Source organism: Ochrobactrum sp. RH2CCR150 (genome assembly GCA_014138095.1).
Lineage (GTDB): Bacteria > Pseudomonadota > Alphaproteobacteria > Rhizobiales > Rhizobiaceae > Brucella > Brucella gambitense.
Map to the genome: position 1 here is coordinate 379,911 of JACGXE010000004.1, position 18,762 is coordinate 398,672.

Below are 18,762 nucleotides of genomic sequence, written 5' to 3' on the forward strand. Positions count from 1 at the left end.
AACCATGGGTGACACTGCCGAGCGCTCCGAGCGTTACAAGCTTGGAATGAGCGTCCGTCGCTCGGTTCTTGGCGATGCGCATGTGGACCGGGCATCGAATGGTGCGACGGGTCTTGATGCGCCGTTCCAGGAGCTTATTACCGAAACGGCATGGGGAACGGTCTGGTCGCGTCCGCAATGGACCAAGCGCGAACGTTCCATGGTAACGATTGCGCTTCTGGCCGCACTTGGCCAGGACGATGAAGTTGCAATGCATATCCGCGCCACGAAGAATACCGGCGCGACCAAGGAAGACATCTGCGAAGCTCTGCTGCATGTTGCGATTTATGCGGGCGTGCCTGCATCGAACCACGCGTTCAAGATCGCCAAACAGACCTACGCACAGATGGAAGCGGAGGAAGCCGAGAAATGAAAAATACACCGCCGGAAACGAGCCCCTTTTTCGCTCGCGATCTGACCATGCATCCACCGGCCTATACGCCGTGGTACAAGACATCCGTTCTGCGTTCGCCCACCCGCGCGCTGCTGTCGCTGGAAGGCACCAAGAGCGAGATTACCGGCCCGGTTTTCGGGCATGGCATGCTGAACGAACTCGATAACGACCTGATCCGCAATTATGCGCGCCCCGGCGAAATGCCGGTCGGCCCGCGCATTCTGGTGCATGGTCGTGTGCTTGATGAAAGCAATCGCCCGGTTCCGGGTGCGCTGCTCGAATTCTGGCAGGCCAATGCCGGCGGTCGCTACCGCCACAAGAAAGAAACCTATCTCGCTGCAATCGATCCGAATTTCGGCGGTGTTGGCCGCACCATCACCGACGAGAACGGCTATTACTGGCTCAAGACGATCCAACCCGGCGCCTATCCCTGGCCGAATGGTGTCAATGACTGGCGTCCAGCCCATATCCACTTCTCGATCTTCGGGCATGGCTTCGCACAGCGTCTGATTACCCAGATGTATTTCGAAGGCGATCCGCTAATCTGGCGCTGCCCGATCGTGAAAACCGTTCCCGACCGAAGCGCGGTTGAGCGCCTCGTAGCAGCGCTCGACATGAATGCGAGCCTGCCGATGGACATGCTGGCCTACAAGTTTGACATTGTATTGCGCGGACGCCGCTCAACCTTCTTTGAAAACCGTCCGGAGGGCAACTGATATGGTACAGCCACTGGGTTATCTCAAGGAAAGCGCATCGCAGACTGCAGGCCCTTACGTCCATATCGGACTGACGCCGAATTTCGTCGGCATCAACGGCGTCTTTACGGAAGATCTCGGATCGACCCCGCTGACCAACGACAAGACGCTGGGCGAGCGCGTAACCATCAAGGGTCGCGTTCTGGACGGCATAGGCGCGCCGCTGCGCGATGCGCTGTTGGAAATCTGGCAGGCCGACGCCAGCGGGCTTTATAACAGCCCTTCGGAAACGGGCGGCAAGGCCGATCCCAATTTCCGGGGATGGGGCCGCTGTCCAACCCATATGGAAACCGGCGAATTCACCTTCGAGACGATCAAGCCCGGTCGTGTTCCCTTCCGGGACGGACGCCTGATGGCTCCGCATATCACGTTCTGGATCGTCGCACGTGGCATCAATCTCGGCTTGCACACACGGATGTATTTCTCCGACGAAGCTGACGCCAATGCGGAAGATCCGGTCCTCGCGCGGGTCGAGCACCGCCCACGCGTCCAGACCTTGATCGGCCAGCGCGAAGGTGACATCTATACTTTCGACATCCACTTGCAGGGCGAAAAAGAAACAGTCTTTTTCGATATTTGACGCATGAGCATTTCGGTATTCGAACATCCGTTTCTGGCCGGGCTTTTCGGCGATGACGAAGAGATATTAAGTCTCTTCACGGCTGCGGCTGACATCGCCGGAATGGTTCGCTTCGAGGTGGCATTATCGGATGCCCAGGCTTCGCTCGGCATAATCCCGGTCGAAGCCGCCAATGCGATCAGGCTTGCAGCCGAGACGTTTGAACCGGACCTGTCCGTTCTTGAAAGCGGGACCGCACGGGATGGCGTCATCATCCCGGCGCTCGTCAAGGAACTGCGCCAGGCAACAGGTCCGGAATTTGCCGCACAACTCCACTTCGGCGCGACCAGCCAGGACGTCATCGATACGAGCCTGATGCTTCGACTACAGGAAGTAAACGCGATTTTACTCTGTCGGCTGCGGCACCTGACCGCCCGTTTCCAATGGCTTGACGAGACCTTCGGCAAGAATGGCCTGACCGCCTATACCCGCATGCAGGCTGCCATACCCGTCACGGTTTCCGACCGGATCGCAAGCTGGCAGGCACCGCTGGGCGATTATGAGCAGATGCTTGCCGCCCTCGCCATCCCGCTGCAATTCGGTGGTGCAGCCGGAACGCTGGAAAAATTTGGCGACAAAGGCCCTGCGCTGCGCGCGCTTCTGGCGCAAAAACTTGGCCTGCATGACCGCCCGCAATGGCAAAGCCAGCGCGCATTCATCGCCGAGTTTGGCAGCCTTCTGTCGCTGATCACCGGGACGCTCGGCAAATTCGGGCAGGATATCGCGCTGATGGCAGAACTTGGCACAGAGCTTTCCCTGTCGGGCGGCGGGGCCTCGTCCGCCATGCCGCACAAGCAAAACCCGGTCGGGGCCGAAGTGCTGGTCACTCTTGCCCGTTTCAACGCGGTGCAGGTTTCCGGCCTCCACCAGTCCATGGTGCATGAGCAGGAACGCTCAGGCGCGGCATGGATGCTGGAATGGATGATCCTGCCGCAGATCGTGGCCGCCACCGGCAGCGCACTCAATCTGGCCTCTTCACTCGTGGACAAGATCGTTCGTATCGGCACCGACTAAGCCGCTCCCTTCATCGCATCAAATATTGGCCTGATCGCCGCCTGAATACGGAACCATTTGTGTTTTCAGGCGTTTAGATGCGTTGTTCCATACGGAGGGTTGCACATGAACATATTGAAAAAGGCATGCGCGGGGACCTTGGCGCTGGTCTTTGGTATCACATCCATTGTTCCGAGCATGGCTGCGCCGATGAACCTTGAGCGTCCTGCGCTTAATCAGAACGTTGAACAGATTCGCGATGATCGCCGTCCGCCGCGGGGTCATGCCCAGCGTCACAAACGTCCGCCGAACAATGCGCACAGGCCAGGTCGCCCGCCGCATCATGCCAACAGGCCGGGCCGTCCGCCACACAGCAGCCACCGGCCTTCGAACCGTCCCGGCTACTGGCACGGTCATCATGGCTCGCGTTACTATCGGAACGGTTATCGCCGCCACAGCGACGGCTGGTGGTATCCGCTGGCAGCCTTCACCGCAGGTGCGATTGTCGGCGGTGCTCTGAACCAGCCCCGAGTTGTGCACAGCAACAACCACGTGCGGTGGTGCCAAAACCGTTATCGCACCTATCGCGTTTCGGATAACACCTTCCAGCCGAACAGCGGCCCGCGCAGGCAGTGCGCATCGCCTTATCGGTAACGAGTATAAATAGACCAATGGAAAGCGCCCTGCGGGGCGCTTTTTTATTGCCTGTCGATATGCTGAAGGCGTTGTGGCAACAGTGACGGCAAAGCCGTCTGCCCGCTCATCTTTCTTCTGGACGCCTTGTTCAAACAGGAATAAGCAAACTTGGCGTCTGTCGTGCCAGTAACTAAGAATTTCTATAATTCGGTTGCTTTGCGACATGACAGACGGTTTTGGAACATGCGTCGTAGAAGAAATATGCTGAATTCGCTCTGCAACGCCGGTTCATCTTTCGCATGTCGAACCTTATCCCTTGCCCGCAGCATCAATCATGCAGGCGGCTTTAGGCGTTCGGCACAAGAATGATTTTGACCCCGAGTTTGACAATGTCGCAGACCACTGCCCCCGATCCGATAACAAGCCACTCAACGAGCCCAACCCCATCCAAAGCCCAGTCCTTTGGTCAGCGCTGGGCCATGCCAATTCTGGTGGCCGGTGGTTTTGCCATTGCCAGCTCGCCGATTTTCGTTCGCCTTTCGGAAGTGGGCCCGCTTGCCACCGGCTTCTGGCGTGTGGCGCTGGCAGTCATCCCGCTCATGCTGATGAGTGGACGTGAGCGCGGTGACGCCAAGGACAATGCCCGTCTCACCCTGACGGACTGTCTGCTGCTTGCCGTGCCCGGCCTGTTCATCGCTGCCGATCTTGGCGCATGGCACTTGTCGCTGCATTACACATCGGTCGCCAATGCGACGCTGCTCGCCAATATGGCCCCCATCTTCGTAACACTCGCTGCATGGCTGCTCTACAAGGCGCATGTCAGCCAGTCGTTCATCATCGGGCTGGTTGTTGCCGTCCTCGGTGTGGTCGTGCTGAAAGGCGGCCCCGGCGAACTTCTGCATTCGCAATCGTCCGGCGATGCGCTCGCGCTGCTCGCGGCTGTCTTCTATGCCGGATATATTCTGTCGGTCGGTCGCCTGCGCAACCGGTTCTCTACCATGCGCATCATGCTCTGGAGCAGCGCCATTGCAGCAATCGTTTCGCTGCCGGTCGCCTATTTTGCGGAAGGGCAGATCATGCCCACCACGCTCTATGGCTGGCTCGTTCTGGCGGGGCTTGCATGGCTCACCCATGCCGCTGGGCAAAGCATGATCGCCTATGCGCTTGCGTTTCTGCCCGCGTCCTTCTCGTCGCTCACCTTGCTGCTTCAGCCGGTTGTGGCGGCGTTCCTCGCCTGGACCATACTGTCCGAGCCGCTCGGCATGATGCAGGGGCTTGGCGGCGCGATTGTCATTGCCGGTATTCTGATCGCCCGCAGGGGATAAAAAAAGCCCCGCATGTGCGGGGCTTTTCCATCTCCAGACTACCGATTACTCGGCGAGCCATTCCTTGATGCGGTCCGGATGGTCGGCGATATATTTATCGACGGCCTTCTCGTAAGACGTCTGCTGTGCGTCGAACATTGCCGATTCAAGTTCGTTGATCGGAATGTCGATCTTGGTCAGCAACGATGCGACTTTCGGGTTCTCTTCCTTGAAACCCTTGCGGACGATAGCGTCCACATGCTCTGCACCGCCCAGCGCGCCTTCAGGATCGGCGATGTAGCGCAGCTTGTACTTGCCGAACATCCAGTGCGGGCTCCACGAGGTCGCCACGAACCAGCCGTCCGAACGGGTTGCGCGGTCAACTGTGGTCAACATGGCCGCTTCACTCGAAATGTTGAGCTTGTAATCGAGCCCATATTTCTTGATCGCTTCCTGCGACAGACGTGTCAGACCGGCGCCCGGATCGATACCCTGAATTTCGCCCTTCAGCTTTTCCTTCACTTCGGGCTTCTTCAGATCGGCAATAGAGCTGATCTCGCTTTCCGGGATGTAATCCGGAACGATCCAGCCAAGCTTCGCACCCTCATAGAGAGGTCCGAGATTTTCGACCTTGCCCTCGATGCGCTTGTAGTAGTCAGCGTGGGTTTCCGGCAACCAGGCCATCAGCATGGCATCGATATCGCCACGGCTCACGCCCTGATAAAGCGGTGCAACATCGGTCTGCACCAGCTCGACCTTCTGGCCGAGATTGTCTTCGATCAGCTTCTTGGTCAGCTTGGTGACGAATTCGGCATCGGACCACGGGGCCCAGCCGATCTTCACCGTCTTACCGTCCTGCGCAAAGGCCGCGCCCATTGTCATGGTACCCGCCACCACTGCAGCCAGACCGAAACCTGCAAGTTTCTTCAACATGCCTACTCCTTTTCGATTGGATTCAGTTCCCGTTTTATTATTCTTTGGAGCGCATTTTTGCCCGAAAACCGGTTCCCATTTTTCGGAATGCGCCGCCGTTATTTTATTGTTCTGTTTCATGCTTCCTGCTTGCGAAAGGATGAGGCAGACTGTGTGTCTGCCGCCTTTCTCATTGATGCCAGCCTCTTGAAGAAGCCGGTGCCATTTCCCTTGCCGAAGCTCTGGGTGATGCGGTCGAGAATGACCGCCAGAATGACCACGGCCAGACCGCCTTCGAAGCCAAGGCCCACATTGAGGCGCTGAATGCCGGTCAGGACTGTATTGCCAAGACCGCCTGCGCCGATCATCGAAGCGATAACCACCATCGACAGCGACAGCATGATTGTCTGGTTCACGCCGGCCATGATCGACGGCATGGCGTTCGGCAGCTGCACCTTGAACAGGAGCTGTCGCGACGTGCAACCGAAGGCGAGACCCGCTTCAACAAATTCCGCGTGGACCTGACGAATGCCGAGATTGGTCAGGCGAACCACTGGAGGCATGGCAAAGATTACCGTTGCAATCGTGCCGGGCACTGCGCCAAGGCCGAAGAACATCGCCGCCGGGATAAGATAGACAAAGGCTGGCATTGTCTGCATCAGGTCGAGCACCGGGCGCACAATCGACGCCACCATGTCGCTTCGCGCCATGGCGATACCCAACGGGATGCCGATCACCATCGCGATGACGGTCGATGCCAGCACCAGCGACAGGCTTTCCATTGTGCCACTCCACAATTCCATGTGGATGATGAGCGCCAATGCGAGAATAGTGAAAATCGCGAACTTCCAGCCAACGCGCCACAGCGCGAGCAAGGTGAGGATGGCCACACCGGCGACAGGTGGAATAGCGATGAGAGCGTTTTGAATACCATCGGTCACAAAACCGATGGCCGCTGCGATTATGTCGAGTGCAGGCGTGAAATGGTCGAGAATATAATTGACCACCACATCAGCCGCACCACCAACACTGAAATTCAAATCCATGTTTTACCGTCCATTTCCGTATTTCTGGACTGGGTGAGAAGTATTTCCAGCAAAAGCGGGAACCGGTCTGGCTGGAAATACATCACACAAAGCGTGCGAGAGACGATTGGGGCGGGCAATCAGCCCGCACGACCCAAAGTTTCAAGCAATGCCGACTTGCTGATCGCGCCAACATACCTGTTCTGCCGGTCGGTGACGGGCATCGGCCAGGGGCTGGTTGCAACCTGCGTCAACAGACCCGACAATGGTGCTTCCGCCTCGATGGCGGCCACGTCGTCAAGTCGCGTTCCGGCTTCGGCGACAGCGCCTTTGGCGAGCGCATCCCGGCTGACAAGGCCACGATAGGTGCGGTCGGCATCGACCAGCACGCCAAACAGCTTGCCGCTGGCGTCAAAACGCTCCAGCGCAGTTGCAAGCTGGTCCGGTTCGAACACGATCAGCTCATCTTCACGAGCAACATCAGCAGCCTTGAAGACACGCGACACATCCACATTGCGGAAGAAGGACCGGACATAATCGTTGGCTGGCTCCGAGACGATCTCGTTCGGTGTGCCGACCTGTACGACCTTGCCGTGCTGCATGATGCAGATACGGTCGCCAATGCGCATCGCTTCATCAAGGTCATGGCTGACGAAGATGATGGTGCGGCTGTGCTGGGCCTGAAGACGCTTCAACTCGTCCTGCATTTCCGTGCGGATCAGCGGATCGAGCGCGGAAAACGCTTCATCCATCAGCAGGATGGTCGGCTCGCTGGCCAAGGCCCGCGCCAGACCGACGCGCTGCTTCATGCCGCCGGAAAGCTGGTCCGGCATGCTGTTGGCATAAGGTTCAAGACCAACGGCTGCGAGCGCGCTCAGCGCCTTTGCGTGGCGCTCGGCTTCACCCATTCCGGCCACTTCAAGGCCGAAGGCGGCATTGTTCAGCACCGAACGGTTGGGCAACAGCGCGAATGACTGGAAAACCATGCTCATGTCGCGGCGGCGAAGGTCGATCAGCTCGCGCTTCGTCATTTTGACGATATCGCGGCCTTCCACTTCGATGGAACCGGCGGTCGGTTCGATGAGACGATTGAGCAGGCGCAGGAGGGTCGACTTGCCCGAGCCGGACAGACCCATGATGACGAATACTTCGCCTTCATAAATATCGAAACTAGCATCGTCGACGCCGATAGTGGCCCCGAGATCGCTGTAAATCTGCGCTTTTGACTTGCCTGCGCGCAATGCTTCCATTGCACGCTCCGGGTCATCGCCGAAGACTTTAAACACGCCATTCAAGCTTATCTTTGTCTTAGCCGGCGACTTCATACTTTCATCCTTGTATAAAATACCATGCATTAAGTTTAACCCCGCTGTGCTGGCGGACTTAATCTCCTTTTCAAGATTGATAAAACTTCATTCCAGCGCAAATTGCGCACACACGATCTGCGTTCCGCGAACGGAACGCATGGAATGATTAGCGAAAGATTGCCTGATTCTATATAGGTCATTTCCCGACATGTCCACCCACAGCCGTGAATTCATCCAAGCGCACCCATCCCCTTTAGTGATTTTTTGAAAGGTTGCGCGACGAAATATGCAGGCTGGCCGGGGCATTTTTTAAGTAGGTCGAAGTCGGCCAGCATGAGGACAATAGTAGTCCTCCGCCACTCAATTGCACGAACGGCGTGCGACAAATATGCCATCAGCTGCGACATCGGCCCGATGACTATAGATTGAAGACGAAATAGCTATAATTAGAGAAAAACAGTATGATTATACTTCTGATCGACATGTATTCGTCTATACATGAAAATGGGCGCAAACCTGCCTCATTTGCGCCCAAAAACACCTGAATCCGCTATTTTTAGCGATATCTCATATACCCGACGAAGCCGGTAATTTTCCAGCGCGCGCCATCCCGACGGCAGAAATAAAGCGTCTGCCAGTTGAGGCGATCAACCGAGCCATCTTTCTTCGCGATGGTGCCGTAAAATTTTTTCCGCGCAACTGCGACATCGCCCGTAATGTCGATAACGCTGAGATCGGTTGCGCGGAAAATGCCGTCTGAAAGAGATTCGGCAAACTCCGTCGCAGCGCTTTCCGCCGCCTGCCGCAGCCACTCCTCGCGATAGGCCGCCAATGTCGGAAATCCGGCATCCCATTTATCGGGGTCGGCATCATGATGCGCGTGAATGCCGAGAAACCGCATTCCATCGAAATCGTCGGCTACCAATGCCCAGTCCTGATTGACGAAAGCCTCGATGTCACGCCGCACCAACATGTCCCAGATCTGCGCGCGATCCTGATCGCCATCGAACGGATTGATCGTTCCGGTCATCTTCATCCCCTTGCTTGTCGCGGCTCTCTGTGCCTCGGCTATATGCATTACAATAATCTCAGTCGCCCAGCGGCAGACGCGGATCGTCGATTTTAAGCGTATTCAGGCTGTGCTTGATCCGGCGCAGGTTTTCCAGCACTTTCGGCCCGCGCGCCTCGGCCGTCGCTGTGGCGATCATGTCGAGAATAGCAAGCAGCGCAAAGCGCGAGGACGTCGGCTTGTAAATATTCCCGTCCTCATCCGCCTGAAACGGAATGATCCTGTCCGCCGCCCGGGCAAGATCGGAATCAGCCGCTGTAATAGCAATCGTCACGGCCCCATATTGCTTCGCCACCAGAACCGCCTCCACCACGGAGCGCGCAAAGCCCGAAACCGAAAAGGCGATCACCGTCGTTTCAGGCGTGGTGACCGCTGCATACATGGGCTGCAACTGGCCATCCACCTGCGCGCTGACCGGAATGCCGAGGCGAAACAGCCGGTTTTGCATTTCGGTCGCCAGCATGGAGGAGATACCGCCCGATCCCAGACACAGAACAGGGCCGCCAACGGCCAATCGCTCGGCTGTTTTCATGACCACGGCCATATCCAGCCCATCGCTGGCGCGCTGGATCGCGGCAATCGCCGCATCCGTCACCGCTGTGGCGATGCGGTTCTCGCCGATGTCGCGAGCGGGAGGTTCAGCTGTCAGATACTGGCCGCCAATGGCCAGCGCCTGCGCCAGAAAAAACTTGAATTCACGCACCCCATCGCAACCGAGCGCACGACAAAAGCGCGTCACCGTCGGTTCGCTCACACTGGCCCGTGCGGCGATGTCGGAGATCGCGGCTTTTGATGCATAATCCGGATCAGCCAGCACCAGCGCAGCCAGTTTGCGGTCGGATTTTGACCCGTCCTGCGCCACGACATGTAGCCGCGTTATGATGTCGGCAACCTTACTCATGGCAATCAGCGCGGCAAGCCGCTGCCCTTTCCCATCGGTCTAGTTCCCTCCGAGAATATCGTCGATGAAAGGCCTGCTGCCAGCGGTCAACCCGGCATCGACCGGCAGGATCGCGCCTGTAATCCCCGATGCGCGATCAGAAGCCAGAAAGGCCACCGCCTCCGCCACCTCCCGCGTATCGACGATGCGCCCAAGCGGATAAAGGCGCTTCAAGCGTTCCAGCACGGCAGGGTTCTGCGCAATGCGATGATCCCAGGCCGGAGTGCGGATCGAACCCGGACACACAACATTGGCGCGCACGCCCTTTTGTCCGAACTCGACTGCTATGGCCTTGGCGAAAGCATTGATCCCGGCCTTCGCGGCTGCATAGGCCGGATTGCCGAAATGCAGGACGGCATTGACGGAAGAGATAAACACGAAGACGCCCCGCCCGCGTGCGGCCATAGCCTGCGCCATGACGTTGGAAAAGCCAGCCACGGCGGTAAGATTGAGGTCTATTTCCGCTTCGATCTTGCTCTGGACAAGACCGTCGAATGTTTCCGCGCGTGTCCAGCCCGCATTGTTAATGACGATATCCGGCAAACCGTCCGCAGCAATGATTTGCTCTGCCGCTGGCTCCAGCATGCTGCGGTCCAGCAGATCGAAGGCGTGGCGGCTATGAAGCTCTTCTGCCGTCAAATGGTCCAGCGCTGTATCGCAGCCGATGACGCGCGCGCCTTGCGCCGCAAACAGCTTCACAAGCGCACTGCCGACCCCGCCGCCTGCGCCGGTGATCAGAACCGATTTTCCTGCAAATTCGCCCGCATGCTCCATGCCATTCCCCGTCGTGATGACGGCTTTTAACTGGTTTGCCGCCTTGATATTTGGAGCAGCGTAAGAGCCAGAATGTAAGTTTGCAACAGAGATTTTTGCTCAACAGAGCCAATAATGTAATAAAATAACATAGCCGCCTTTGGCGCGCCAGCAAGGGCGGCACTATGCGCCGTGAAACGAAAAAGGGGAGCCAAACCGGCTCCCCTTTTCTCGATAACGCGGCTTATTAAGCCCGCTCGATCACGATTTTCAGCACATTGCGATCGCCGTCCCAATAGGGCAGCGCCTGTTCGGCTTCTTCGAATGGAAACACTTTTGAAATAAGCTTATCGGCATCCGCGCCCAGCTTTTCCAGATGTGCGACAACCGCCTCGAAATCGGTCAGCGTCGCATTGCGCGACCCCATAATGTCCAGTTCCTTCAGGTTGAAGAACTGGGTCTGGTAGGTCACCGGCGATTTCGAATAGCCGACATAGACCACGCGTCCCGCAAAGCAGGCAAGGTCGACCGCCTGCGTGAAGGTGATTGGCAGGCCAACCGCTTCGAAAGCGACATCCACGCCGTCGTCTCCGGTCAGTTCCATGACCTTTTGCACGACATCGTCACCGCTCTCCAGAACATGGGTTGCGCCGAATTGCAGCGCGAGCTCGCGCTTTTCGGCGCTCGGGTCAATGGCGATAACCTTGGCGCCACGCGCCACCGCGCCAATCAGCACGCCCATGCCAATCATGCCGCAGCCAAGCACAGCCACCGTATCGCCCGCCTCGACGCGACCGCGCGCCACAGCATGGAAGCCCACCGACAGTGGCTCGACCAGCGCCAGATGGCGTGGCTCCAGCGTATCGTTCAGGATCAGCTTTTCGGCAGGCAGAACAATCTGGTCGGCGAGGCCGCCATTTTGCTGCACGCCGAGCGTCTTGTTATAGCGACAGGCATTGAGCCGCCCCTTGCGGCAGGACGAGCACTCGCCGCAATTCGTATAGGGCAGCACGATGACCCGCTTGCCCGCAGCATAAGCCGCATCGACGCCCGCACCGGCCTCGATGATTTCGCCGCCGATTTCATGCCCCGGAATACGCGGCAGCTCCACCAGCGGATTGAGACCCTTGAAGGTGTTCAGATCGCTGCCGCACAGGCCGACATGGCGCACCTTGACGCGTACATGACCGGGCAGCAGCGGCGCTTCATCGATCTCGGCGAAGCGGGTTACGTTTTCGCTCTCGATACGCAGAGCTTTGACCATCGGATATTCCTGTCGATTACATATTGAAAGATGCGGATCAGGTAACGGCGCCCACCTGCCATGGCACGAATTCATTGTCGCCATAGTCGTAGATTTCGCTCAGCGTCTTTTCACCGGAGGCGGCCGCAATAATATATTCGAAGATGCGCGTGCCGGACTCTTCAATGGTTTCCGCGCCGGTGACGATGCCGCCGCAATTGATATCCATGTCTTCCTTCATGTGCTCGTACATTTCGGAATTCGTGGCGATCTTGATGCAAGGCGAAGGCTTGAAGCCGGAAACCGAACCACGGCCCGTTGTGAAGCAGATGACATTGCAACCGCCAGCCACCTGACCGGTCACGGCCACCGGATCATAGCCCGGCGTATCCATGAAAACGAAGCCCGGCTCGGTGACCGTTTCGGCAAATTCATAGACGGCCTTGAGCGGCATGGAGCCACCCTTGGCAACGGCACCGAGCGACTTTTCCAGAATGGTGGTCAGGCCGCCAAGCTTGTTGCCATGCGATGGATTGTTGTTGAGTTCATCGCCGTTGCGCGCGGTGTAATCGCGCCACCAGTCGATGCGCTGCAACAGCTTTTCGGCCACTGCTGGCGTCACGGCGCGGCGCGTCAGCAAATGTTCTGCGCCGTAGATTTCCGGCGTTTCCGCCAGAACGGTCGTGCCGCCATTGCGCACGATAAGGTCCGAGGCATAGCCCAGCGCCGGATTGGCCGAAATGCCGGAATAGCCGTCCGAGCCGCCGCATTCCAGCGCCACTTTCAGCTTCGACAGCGGCTGTTTGGTGCGCACCGCGGAGTTGACCAGCGGCAGCATTTCCTTGATCTCGGAAATCGCATGATCGATGGTCTTGCGCGTGCCGCCATGCTGCTGGATCGTCATGGTGCGCAGGCGTGTGCCTTCTTCCATGCGATAATGTTCGAGGATCGGCGCGATCTGGTTGGTTTCACAGCCAAGGCCGATCAGCAGGATGCCGCCAAAATTCGGGTGCTTGGCATAGCCCTGAATGGTGCGGATCAACAGGCGATAGCCTTCCGACTTGGTGTTGATCGCGCAACCGCTGCCATGCGTCAACGCGACGACGCCATCGACATTGTCGAAACCGTCAAGTCCGCCCATGCGATTGAAATAGTCGGCGATATAACGCGACACGGTGGCCGAGCAGTTCACCGACGAGATGACGCCGATATAATTGCGCGTGCCGACACCGCCAGCGCCGCGATCATAGCCCATGAAATGGCGGCGTTCGGCTTCCGGCAGCATGCCGCGTTCTTCGATATCGATGGAGAACTGGTGCTCGTGCTCGGAAGGCAGCATGGCGAGGTTTTGCAGATGCACATGCTCGCCAGCCTCGATGTCCTTGGTGGCGACGCCGATGACCTGTCCGTATTTCAGAACTTCCTTGCCTTCGGGAATGGCGCGAATGGCAACCTTATGGCCACGACCGATCAGCTCGCGGGCATTGATGCCTTCCAGCCCGATGGGGTCGCCAGCGCGAACGGAAATGCGCGCAACCGCGACGTCGTCGGATGGATGCAGCAAGATGACCGGCGTTGCAGCCGGGGAAACGGAAATATTCATATGTCTGACCTCACTCCCAATTCATGTCGCCGCGAATGACCTGTCACGCGGCTCGTTATCCATCCAACGCTGTTTGGATTGCTCCAGATGCGTTCGCATGGCTGCCTGCGCCTGAAGCGGATCCCTCGCCTCCAGCGCCGCATAGATGATTTCGTGTTCTGCCAAAGCCAGAACCCACGTATCGTTATTCTCAAACCGCGTCCTGATCTGCGACGTCAGCGGGCTGTGCCGCTCGTCGAAGAGGTCGCGGATGATCCGCACCACCACCGAATTGCCCGCCTGTTCGGCCAGCAACAGGTGAAACTGCCGGTCAAGCTCCATCGCCCGGCGGTCGACATGCACATTGGCCCGCATCTCGTCGAGCGTCGCGCGCAATGCGGCAAGCGGCTCCGGCGTCATGCGCGCACAGGCCATCACCACCACGCTGCCTTCAATCAGCTCGCGCGCCTGCATGATTTCCAGCGGGCTTTCGCCAATGGATACACCTTGCGTAACGACACGCTTTTCCGGATCGGCATTGACATAAATGCCGGAACCCATCCGGATTTCGACATTGCCTGCAATCTCGAGAGCGATCAGCGCCTCACGCAGCGACGGGCGCGACACGCCCAGTTGCTGGGCAAGCTCGCGCTCAGCCGGAAGCCTGCTTCCCACCGGAAACTGCCCGGCCTGAATGAGACTTCTCACCCGGTCGGCAATCTGCTGGTAAAGCCTGCGAGGTTCCGCTGTGGCCGCAAAGTCGCTCATCATCACTCCCAAATTGGCCTTACCATAATTCCAGCCAACGGGAAGCGCAATATGCCTGAATCGGTGCGAAAATGCGGCAAATCGCGCAGCGCTCCAGAAAAATTCACCCCTATTTTTGCGGTCAGAACCTATTGGCTTGACCAATTTGGCGCAGATCGCGTAGCACTACGGTTACAAATTCGGGAGCATGCCATGCAAAACAAGCCAGCGATTCTTCAATTCGGCACCAGCCGTTTTCTGCTCGCCCATGCCGATTTCTTCATCGCCGAAGCGCTGGCGACAGGCGATGCAATCGGCACGATTGCCGTGGTGCAGACAACGTCCAACCCGCAGAGCGCGCAACGCATCGCCGCACTGAATGAAGGCAAGACCTATCCCGTCGTGATCCGCGGTCTGGTCGATGGCAAGCCGTCGGAAACGGAGCACAACGCCAAGGGCGTGACCGCCGCTTATTCCGCCCATACCGACTGGGCCGAGATTCTCGATCTTGGCGCGACTGTTCAGGTTATCCTCTCGAACACCGGCGACAAGGGCTATGAGCTGGACGCGAGCGACGACGCTTCACTGCTCGCCAATCCGCAGGCCCTGCCGAAGAGCTTTCCCGCCAAGCTGCTCGTGCTTCTGCATCATCGCTGGCAGAACAACCCGGATGCGCCGCTTTCGATTTTCCCGTGCGAGCTGATTTCCCGCAACGGCGACAAACTGCGCGCCATCCTGATCGGGCTGGCGCAGGAATGGAAGCTGCCGAACGGCTTTGTCGAATGGCTGGCAACGCGCTGCATCTTTGCCAATAGTCTGGTGGACCGCATCGTCTCCGAAGCAATTGAGCCGGTCGGCGCTATCGCCGAACCCTATGCGATCTGGGCTATCGAACAGGCGCAAGGCCTGACACTGCCATGCCGCCACAAGGATATTGTCGTCACCGACGATCTGGCGCGCTATGAGCGGCTGAAGCTTTATCTGCTCAATCTCGGCCATAGCTTCATTGCCGAACGGTGGGTGAAGGGCAATCGCCCCAAAGACGAAATCGTGCTGGAAGCTATGCAGGATGAAACCATTCGCAACGAGCTGGAAGCCCTGTGGCGCGAAGAAGTGCTGCCGGTATTTGCAGCCGATGGGCTAGGCGATGCGGCGGAAGCCTATGTGGTTTCCGTTCGCGAGCGTTTTCTCAACCCGTTCCTGAAGCACCGCATTGCCGACATTGCTTCCAATCACGAGGAAAAGAAGCAGCGCCGCTTTGCTCCGATCATCGCCCGCGCGGAAGAATTGGGGCTCGGACTGGAACAGCGCCGCTTGAAAGCCGCTTTAAACTAGCACTACAGTTGCAAATTCGTCAGGCCGCGGCGAAACGAGTGATTTTTGAGCACCGGAGCGGAGCGTACTTAAGGGTACGTGAGCACCGGAGCGCAGGAAATCGCTCGTTGCAGACCGGCATCACGAAGAATGCAACTATAGTGCTAAGCTGTACGCAGCTGCAGCACCGGCGCTTCATGCACATGCCCCGGTGCGCAATAGCGGATATGACAACCGCTGGCACCCATATGCTCGACCTCCACATCGACGCCAAATACGGAACGGATACGCTCCGCCGTCAACACGTCTCGCGGTGCGCCGAGCGCCGCCAGCCGTCCCTTGTCCATCACCGCAATGCGGTCGCAGAACATGGCGGCATGGTTGAGATCGTGCAGCGCTGCCACTACGGTCAGCCCGTTGCTCTGGCTCTGCCGACGGACGAGATCGAGAAGCCCGATCTGGTGCCCGATATCGAGGTGATTGGTCGGCTCGTCCAGCAGCAAGATGCGCGGCTGCTGCGCCAAAGCGCGGGCAATATGCAGGCGCTGACGTTCACCGCCCGACAGCGTATGCCAGTTGCGTTTGGCCAGATGTGTCATATCCACATGCGCCAGCGCATGATCGACGATGGCGTCATCTTCAGCAGACCATGGTGACAGAGCGCCGAGATAGGGCGTGCGCCCTAGCTCCACCGCCTGGCGCGCCGTAATGCGCTCGGTCGTTTCCGCCTGTTGCTCGACCAGCGCCAGCAAGCGCGCAATCTCGCGGCGGTTGAAGCGTTCAATCGGCGCTTCGCCGAGTTGCACCGCACCGCTGCGCGGACGCTTCAGACCTGAAAGCAGCGACAGAAGTGTCGTCTTGCCGGAGCCGTTCGGCCCGATAATGCCGAGAAACTCGCCTTCAATCACCTCAAGCGAGACGCCGCTCAGGATTTCTGCGCCACCCGCCATCCAGGAAACATTTTGCGCCGACAGCATCATGCGCGCGCCCTCCTCTGTCCGAGCAGCAGCGCAAAGGCCGGAGCGCCGACCAGCGCAGTCACAACCCCGATGGGCAGCACCTGTCCCGGCACGATAATGCGCGACACGATATCGGCCGCGATCATGAAGATTGCGCCGATCAGCGCACTGACCGGCAATAGTGCGCCATGTCGCACGCCAACAATCATCCGCGCCGCATGGGGAATGACAAGGCCGATAAAGCCGATGGACCCGACGATGGAAACCATCACCGCCGTCATCATGGCGCTGGCGCCAATCAGCACCGCATAGACGCGCCGCACCGGAATGCCGAGCGAAGCGGCGGATTCCGCACCAAACGTGAAAGCATCGAGCGCACGCGCATGCCACAGGCAGATGACCAGGCCGATCAGGCAGGCAGGCAGCGCCAGCGTCACATCGGGCCAGCGCACGCCGGAAAGATTGCCGAGAAGCCAGAACATGATGCCCCGCGCCTGTTCGGCATTGGCGGCCTTTGTCACGATGAACGAGGTCAGCGCGTTGAAAAGCTGCGAGCCGGCTATACCAGCCAGAATGATGGCGCTGTTGCCGCGCCCGGCTTTCAGCGCCAGCAGTGAAACCAGAACGAAGGCAAGTATCGCCCCGATGAATGCGCCAAGCGAAAGGGTGAGAACGCCAGCGCCAATGCCAAGAATGGCAACGCTGACAGCCCCGGTCGATGCCCCGGCGGAGATGCCCAGAATATATGGATCAGCGAGCGAATTGCGCAGCAGTGATTGCAGCACAACGCCGGAAAGCGCCAGCGCCGCGCCGCAGCATGCCGCGACCACGGCGCGGCTGAGACGATAGCTCCACACGATCCCCTCATCGATGGGATCGAGCACATAGCCTGCATGCCACAGCCGGTTGGCGACGGTCTTCGCCACCACATCCAGCGGTATGGCGGTTTCACCAATCGCCGCGCCCAGCCACAGGGCAGCAAGCAGCAGAATGAGCGCCAGAACCCCGGCGCTCACCTTGTTGTTGAAAGGAAGCCTTCCTATGGCCACCAATGCCGTCATTTGTTGAGGTCCGAAGCAGCGATTGCCGCCGCCAGCGTTTCAATGCCCTCAATCACCCGCAGCGATGTGCTCATCGACTGCGCATCCATGTCGAAGACATGACCGCCCTTGACGGCTGGCATCAGGCTTGTCACCGGATCGCTTTCGAGGAACTTGTGCTTCACGGCAATATCGTCCGCCGGATAGCGGCGACGATCCAGCTTGGCAGCCACGATCATCGACGGGTTGGACTTTGCAATCGTCTCCCAGCCGACCGTCGGCCACTCTTCTTCGCTGTCGACCACATTCTTGATGCCAAGCGCTGACAGAATATAGGCCGGAGCGCCGAACTTACCGGCGATATAGGGATCGGCATCGATCTGCGTGCTGGAGAACCAGACAGCCGCCGACAGCTTGCCGCCGCTGGCGCCAATCTTGCTGCGCGCCGCTTCTTCACGCCCTTTCAGTTCGGCAATGAGCTTTTCACCACGATCCTGCACATTGAAGATCGCGGCCAGCTCGCCGATTTCCTGGTAGACGACATCCATCGTGAAGGCCGCCGTGCGCACGCCATCGCCACCGCCGGAATTATCCTTGCCGACGCAATCCGAAGGCGACGTATAGGCTGGTATGCCCAGTTCCTCGAATTGTTCCGGCTTGGCGACGATGCCGTTCGGACCGACATGCCACTGGAAATCCGCCGTCACGATATCGGGCTTCTGCGCCAGAACGCTTTCAAAGCTCGGATCGTTATCGGCCAGCCGCTTGACCTTGGCATTGACCTCTTCAAAACCCTTGAGCACCGGGCCAAACCACACTGCCGTGCCGACCACCTTATCGCCGAGACCGAGGCTGTACAGAATTTCCGTGCTGCTTTGGCCAACAGCCACCGCGCGCGTCGGGGCCTGTTTGAAAGTAACGTCGCGTCCGCAGTTCTTCAGCGTCAGCGGATATTGCGTTTCTGCAGCCTGAAGTGCCGGCACGCCTGCAAACAATGAAAGAGCGCATAAAGCTGCGCGGAACGACGTCTTGCCGTGGAATGTCATGAGAATCCCCGAAATAATGAAAGATGTGGCCACGTCAGCGGACGGCAGCGATAAGGCACCGTGAGCAAACGGAGATATCCGGGGA

General features: G+C 58.6%; 19 protein-coding genes. 7 read left to right on the forward strand and 12 right to left on the reverse strand.

Annotated elements, in window-relative coordinates:
• Positions 1–4: 4 nt before the first annotated feature.
• The 6 genes from pcaC (at position 5) to FHW03_RS11635 (ending at position 4,761) form a co-directional block, all read left to right on the forward strand.
• A complete protein-coding gene (pcaC, locus tag FHW03_RS11610; RefSeq protein ID WP_113533406.1) occupies positions 5–412 on the forward strand; it encodes a 4-carboxymuconolactone decarboxylase in 408 nt (135 codons plus the stop codon).
• The gene (gene pcaH / locus FHW03_RS11615) at positions 409–1,149 is read left to right on the forward strand and encodes a protocatechuate 3,4-dioxygenase subunit beta (protein WP_182520758.1); all 741 of its coding nucleotides are present in this window, start codon (positions 409–411) and stop codon (positions 1,147–1,149) included. Before pcaC ends, pcaH begins: the two co-directional genes overlap by 4 nt.
• A gap of 1 nt (position 1,150) precedes the next feature.
• Entirely contained in the window at positions 1,151–1,768 is a 618-nt protein-coding gene (gene pcaG, locus FHW03_RS11620) for a protocatechuate 3,4-dioxygenase subunit alpha (RefSeq protein ID WP_182520759.1), read from the forward strand.
• A gap of 3 nt (positions 1,769–1,771) precedes the next feature.
• Positions 1,772–2,821: a 3-carboxy-cis,cis-muconate cycloisomerase gene (locus tag FHW03_RS11625; RefSeq protein ID WP_182520760.1), complete on the forward strand. Its 1,050-nt coding sequence runs from the start codon at positions 1,772–1,774 to the stop codon at positions 2,819–2,821.
• 105 nt (positions 2,822–2,926) lie between these two features.
• A complete protein-coding gene (locus FHW03_RS11630; protein ID WP_182520761.1) occupies positions 2,927–3,454 on the forward strand; it encodes a BA14K family protein in 528 nt (175 codons plus the stop codon).
• A 371-nt stretch (positions 3,455–3,825) separates the two neighbouring features.
• The gene (locus tag FHW03_RS11635) at positions 3,826–4,761 is read left to right on the forward strand and encodes a DMT family transporter (RefSeq protein ID WP_377514656.1); all 936 of its coding nucleotides are present in this window, start codon (positions 3,826–3,828) and stop codon (positions 4,759–4,761) included.
• Positions 4,762–4,806: 45 nt separating this feature from the next.
• On the opposite strand, the gene FHW03_RS11640 is transcribed toward FHW03_RS11635, so the two are convergent.
• The 9 genes from FHW03_RS11640 to FHW03_RS11680 form a co-directional block, all read right to left on the reverse strand.
• Positions 4,807–5,673 carry a glycine betaine ABC transporter substrate-binding protein gene (locus tag FHW03_RS11640; RefSeq protein WP_182520762.1) on the reverse strand — a complete coding sequence of 289 codons (867 nt, stop codon included), beginning with the start codon at positions 5,671–5,673 and terminating at the stop codon, positions 4,807–4,809.
• Positions 5,674–5,789: 116 nt separating this feature from the next.
• Positions 5,790–6,698: a proline/glycine betaine ABC transporter permease gene (locus tag FHW03_RS11645; RefSeq protein WP_078336728.1), complete on the reverse strand. Its 909-nt coding sequence runs from the start codon at positions 6,696–6,698 to the stop codon at positions 5,790–5,792.
• A 119-nt stretch (positions 6,699–6,817) separates the two neighbouring features.
• Entirely contained in the window at positions 6,818–8,002 is a 1,185-nt protein-coding gene (proV, locus tag FHW03_RS11650; RefSeq protein WP_182520763.1) for a glycine betaine/L-proline ABC transporter ATP-binding protein ProV, read from the reverse strand.
• Positions 8,003–8,540: 538 nt separating this feature from the next.
• Positions 8,541–9,014 carry a hypothetical protein gene (locus FHW03_RS11655; protein WP_182520764.1) on the reverse strand — a complete coding sequence of 158 codons (474 nt, stop codon included), beginning with the start codon at positions 9,012–9,014 and terminating at the stop codon, positions 8,541–8,543.
• A 58-nt stretch (positions 9,015–9,072) separates the two neighbouring features.
• Positions 9,073–9,954, reverse strand: a complete 882-nt coding sequence (locus FHW03_RS11660) for a MurR/RpiR family transcriptional regulator (RefSeq protein ID WP_182520765.1) — start codon at positions 9,952–9,954, stop codon at positions 9,073–9,075.
• 39 nt (positions 9,955–9,993) lie between these two features.
• Complete coding sequence (locus FHW03_RS11665) at positions 9,994–10,767, reverse strand: SDR family oxidoreductase (RefSeq protein ID WP_182520766.1); 774 nt, start codon at positions 10,765–10,767, stop codon at positions 9,994–9,996.
• 226 nt (positions 10,768–10,993) lie between these two features.
• On the reverse strand, positions 10,994–12,010 hold the full coding sequence (locus FHW03_RS11670; protein WP_182520767.1) for a zinc-binding alcohol dehydrogenase family protein: 1,017 nt from the start codon (positions 12,008–12,010) through the stop codon (positions 10,994–10,996).
• A 37-nt stretch (positions 12,011–12,047) separates the two neighbouring features.
• Positions 12,048–13,592: an altronate dehydratase family protein gene (locus tag FHW03_RS11675; RefSeq protein ID WP_182520768.1), complete on the reverse strand. Its 1,545-nt coding sequence runs from the start codon at positions 13,590–13,592 to the stop codon at positions 12,048–12,050.
• A 21-nt stretch (positions 13,593–13,613) separates the two neighbouring features.
• Positions 13,614–14,339: a FadR/GntR family transcriptional regulator gene (locus FHW03_RS11680; protein WP_182520769.1), complete on the reverse strand. Its 726-nt coding sequence runs from the start codon at positions 14,337–14,339 to the stop codon at positions 13,614–13,616.
• Positions 14,340–14,531: 192 nt separating this feature from the next.
• On the opposite strand from FHW03_RS11680, the gene FHW03_RS11685 reads away from it, so the two are divergent.
• Positions 14,532–15,653: a mannitol dehydrogenase family protein gene (locus FHW03_RS11685; protein WP_182520770.1), complete on the forward strand. Its 1,122-nt coding sequence runs from the start codon at positions 14,532–14,534 to the stop codon at positions 15,651–15,653.
• Positions 15,654–15,796: 143 nt separating this feature from the next.
• Here the strand turns inward: FHW03_RS11685 and FHW03_RS11690 are convergent, their stop codons facing one another.
• Genes FHW03_RS11690 through FHW03_RS11700 form a run of 3 tightly spaced genes read right to left on the reverse strand, consistent with a single transcriptional unit; the run spans position 15,797 to position 18,677 of the window.
• Positions 15,797–16,612, reverse strand: a complete 816-nt coding sequence (locus FHW03_RS11690) for an ABC transporter ATP-binding protein (RefSeq protein WP_182520771.1) — start codon at positions 16,610–16,612, stop codon at positions 15,797–15,799.
• Positions 16,609–17,652 (reverse strand): iron ABC transporter permease, encoded by a 1,044-nt coding sequence (locus tag FHW03_RS11695; RefSeq protein WP_182520772.1) that lies wholly within the window; start codon positions 17,650–17,652, stop codon positions 16,609–16,611. Before FHW03_RS11695 ends, FHW03_RS11690 begins: the two co-directional genes overlap by 4 nt.
• A complete protein-coding gene (locus FHW03_RS11700; protein WP_182520773.1) occupies positions 17,649–18,677 on the reverse strand; it encodes an ABC transporter substrate-binding protein in 1,029 nt (342 codons plus the stop codon). Before FHW03_RS11700 ends, FHW03_RS11695 begins: the two co-directional genes overlap by 4 nt.
• Positions 18,678–18,762 lie beyond the last annotated feature (85 nt).